This is a genomic window from Streptomyces sp. NRRL S-87, assembly GCF_000719335.1.
Classification (GTDB): domain Bacteria; phylum Actinomycetota; class Actinomycetes; order Streptomycetales; family Streptomycetaceae; genus Streptomyces.
In genome coordinates this window covers 1-3,463 of record NZ_JOGB01000129.1, presented here as the reverse complement: position 1 = coordinate 3,463, position 3,463 = coordinate 1, and the positions used below count along the sequence as shown (strand labels likewise).

Genomic DNA, 3,463 nt, shown 5'->3' with positions numbered 1-3,463 from the left:
CCTCGACACCCTCGACCCCGCCGCCTACGACCACGTCCAACCCCTCCAAGCCATCTGCGCCTACCTCCTCAAGCAGGAGGACTGGGACAACCTCCTCCCGGCGGTGGACGCACTGGCGAACCAGGGCAAGGTCGCGTCGCCGCTGCACGAGCAGGACGGCCGGATCTACTGGTGTGCCGAGCACCTCGACGACCCGCAGGGCCGTCGCGTGCTCGACGTGACGAGCCTGGGCCTGCACGCCAAGAGCATCGACAAGATGTTCCTGCGCAACGAGCTCACCGCGTACGCGGCGAAGGACGGCTCCGTCACGCTCAGCGGCCGCGTCGTGAACCCGCTGGGCCGCATCAAGCCCGGCGCGAAGCTGAGCGCCGAGCTGGAGTTCCGGGCCCGCCGCAAGGTCGGCGTCAAGCCGGTCCGCTTCCCCGTCGCGACGGTCACGCACGCGGGCACCGCCGTCACGTGGACGGCCACCGCCGACCTCGCCGCACAGCTGCGCCCGATCGGCGTGGTGGACGCCGTGTGGGACGTCCGGCTGCACCTGGACGCGGACGGCGTACGGACCACGACCCGCCTGTCCGCCGGCAACCCGGAGCTCGTCGAGGGCGCCCTGCCGGTGCGGCCGCGGCTGACGCGCATGGTCGCCGACCACCTGGAGCCCGAGGTCTCCCCGCGCGGCCACCTCGCCTTCTGCCTCGCCTCGTACGACAAGCGCGCCGAGAACATCCAGGCGTTCATCGACCGCAGCATGCAGGCCGCCCCCGCGCGGCTGGCGAAGTCCGGTGTCCGCAAGGCGAAGGGCGTCCGCGGCAAGCTGTCCTCGGGCGAGACCAAGCTGCGCCTGTACCACGAGGTGTTCTCCAAGCTGCCGGTCAAGAAGGGCCTGGTCGTCTTCGAGAGCCACCTCGGCAAGCAGTACAGCGACAGCCCGCGCGCCATCTACGAGGAGATGCGCCGCCAGGGCGTGCAGTTCGAGGCCGTCTGGTCCCACGAGGGCTCGACCAAGGGCTTCCCGAAGGACGCCACCCTGGTCAAGCGCTGGTCGCTGCCGTACCTCAAGGCGCTGGCCCAGGCCGAGTTCTGGATCGACAACCAGGGCTTCCCGCTCAAGCTCACCAAGCGCCCCGAGACCACGTACATCCAGACCTGGCACGGCTCCGCGCTCAAGCGCATGGGCTTCGACGAGGCGGCCTGGAAGCTCAAGTCCAAGCCGCAGCAGGACGAGATGCAGCGGACGCTGGACCGCTTCGACCGCTTCCTGATCCGCTCCGAGCACGACACCCGAACCCTCGCCAAGGCCTTCCGCCTGCAGGAGAAGGTGCTGCTGCGCACGGGCTACCCGCGCAACGACGCCCTCGTGGCCGCGAAGGAGCGCGAGGACGCCTCCGGCGTGCGCGAGCGCGGGAAGCTGGCGGCCGAGCTCGGCATCCCCGCGGACAAGAAGGTGCTGCTGTACGCGCCCACGTTCCGCAACCGCGGCCGCGGCAGCGCCGCCTTCGAGCTGCCCTTCGACGTGGAGGAGTTCGCCGAGCGCTTCGGCGACCGGTACGTGCTGCTGGTGCGCTCGCACTACCTCAACCACGTCACGCTGCCGCCGTCGGTGCGCGGCCGGGTGATCGACGTGTCGTCCTCGCCGGACGTGTCGCCGGTGCTGGAGCTGGCCGACGCACTGATCACGGACTACTCGTCGATCATGTTCGACTACGCGCTCCTGGACCGCCCGATCTTCCTCTTCGCGTACGACTACGAGGAGTACACGACCGAGCGGGGCGCCTACTGGGACCTCTTCGAGTCGGCCCCGGGCCCGGTCGTGCGGACGGCGGCCGAGCTGTTCGAGGAGATCGGCTCGCTCGACCGCGCGGTCGCCGAGCACGCCGCCGACCGCAAGCGCTTCGTTGCCGAGTTCGGCGAGTACGACACGGGTTCCGCAGCCCGCCGCATCGTCGACGAGTTCTTCTCCCACAGGAGGAATGGATGACCGAGTACGCCGACCCGCGGCGCGACATCTTCTTCGTCGGCAACCAGGTCGACGAACTGGGCGGTGTGACCACCTGGACGCACCAGATGGCCCGCCTGTTCACCGAGCGCGGCCACAACGTCCACGTCATCGGCATCACCCAGGCCGAGGTCGTCCAGGACATCGGCACCGACCTGCCGTACCCGACGACGACCCTCTACGGCGACCGGCACCCGGGTCCGGTGCCGCGCATCCAGGGCGTGCACAAGCTCAACGTCGGCCGGCGGCTGCAGAAGTCCCGTCGCGACGAGGGCATGCAGGAGCAGGCCGCCAGACTGACCGCGATGTTCCGCGCGGCCGGTAAGGGCGCGGTCGTGATCGTCACGCAGGTGTGGGCCATGGAGTGGGTGGTCCTCGCGGACACCTCGGACGTGACCGTCATCGGCATGAGCCACGAGTCCTTCGAGTACACCAAGGCCTGCTCGCGCTTCCCGCGCGTGCAGCGGTACTACAAGGACGTCGACCGGATGCTGGCGCTGACCCAGGAGGACTCCGACCTCTGGATCCGCCAGGGCCTGAACAACGCCTCGTACATGCCCAACCCGCTGCCGTTCATGCCGGGCGAGCCCTCGCCGCGCAGCGAGAAGGTCGTCGCGAGCATCGGCCGGCTGGCGGACCAGAAGGGCATCGACATGCTGCTCGACGCCTGGGCCGAGGTCGCACCGGAGCACCCGGACTGGACGCTGCGCATCTACGGCTCCGGCGAGGACGAGGAGATGCTCAAGAAGCAGTGCTCCGAGCTGGGCCTGGACTCCTCCGTCGAGTGGATGGGGCGCACCAGCGACGTGATCGGGGCCCTGCACGGCAGCTCGATCTTCGTGCAGTCCTCGCGCGGCGAGGGCTTCCCCCTCGCCCTGATGGAGGCGATGGCGGCCGGCGTGCCCTGTGCCGCGTTCGACTGCGCGCCGGGCGTGCGGGAGATCATCCACGACGGCGAGGACGGCCTGCTGGCCGCCCTGGGCAACACCACCGGCCTCGCCCGCATCCTGAGCCGCCTGATGGCGGACAAGGAGCTGCGCGACGGGATGGGCGACCTGGCCCGTGAGCGAATACAGCGGTACGTCCCCGCGGAGATCGTCGCCCGCTGGGAGCAGCTGTTCTCCTTCCTCGACCGTTGATGAGCGGGCCGGTTTCCTTCGTGTTGGACAAGTTGGTGGATTCATGGGCATGAACAATTCGCAGCAGACGGTGACCAAGGCCGTCATCCCGGCGGCTGGTCTGGGTACCCGGTTCCTGCCGGCGACCAAGGCCACCCCCAAGGAGATGCTGCCCGTCGTCGACAAGCCGGCGATCCAGTACGTGGTCGAGGAGGCGGTCTCCGCCGGCCTGAGCGACGTACTGATGATCACGGGCCGCAACAAGCGGCCGCTGGAGGACCACTTCGACCGCAACTACGAGCTGGAGTCGGCCCTGCAGGCCAAGGGCGACGACGACCGGCTCAAGAAGGTC

At 69.4% G+C, this 3,463-nt stretch carries 3 protein-coding genes; all 3 read left to right on the top strand.

The genetic code is table 11. The features are described 5' to 3' along the window. Positions 1 to 1,975 (top strand): CDP-glycerol glycerophosphotransferase family protein (locus IF43_RS0135255; RefSeq protein WP_037891494.1); only part of this gene is annotated, 1,975 nt, incomplete at its 5' end. Beyond that, positions 1,972 to 3,132, top strand: coding sequence for a glycosyltransferase (locus IF43_RS0135250; RefSeq protein ID WP_030210927.1), 1,161 nt, complete (start codon positions 1,972 to 1,974; stop codon positions 3,130 to 3,132). The genes IF43_RS0135255 and IF43_RS0135250, both read left to right, overlap by 4 nt. A 49-nt stretch (positions 3,133 to 3,181) precedes the next feature. Then, a partial coding sequence (locus tag IF43_RS0135245) for a sugar phosphate nucleotidyltransferase (RefSeq protein ID WP_158939680.1) occupies positions 3,182 to 3,463 on the top strand: 282 nt, incomplete at its 3' end.